This window comes from Mesorhizobium sp. WSM4806, from assembly GCF_055811635.1.
In genome coordinates, this window is the sequence record NZ_JBVVQZ010000087.1 from 1 (window position 1) to 268 (window position 268).

The following is a 268-nucleotide window of genomic DNA, read 5'->3' on the forward strand; positions in this document are numbered from 1 at the left end:
ACGAGATTAGCTGCAGTCTCGTGGGCTCGGTCTTCATCATCGCGCTCGGCCTCGGCATGGCCTCCAAGGTGGCGCTGGCGGTCGTCATGGTGTTCTTCGTCGTCTTCGCCAACGCCTTCCAGGGCGTGCGCGAGGCCGACAGGGCGATGATCGCCAACGCCCAGATCCTCGGCGCTTCGCCCTACCAGATCACCCGCACCGTCATCATCCCGTCGGCGATGAGCTGGATCCTCGCCAGTCTTCACGTCAGCTTCGGCTTCGCGCTGGT

1 protein-coding gene is annotated in these 268 nt (G+C 64.6%); it reads left to right on the plus strand.

Annotated features, from left to right (window positions below):
• Positions 1-268 (plus strand): ABC transporter permease subunit (locus AC0L2M_RS34690; RefSeq protein ID WP_473537285.1); only part of this gene is annotated, 268 nt, incomplete at both ends.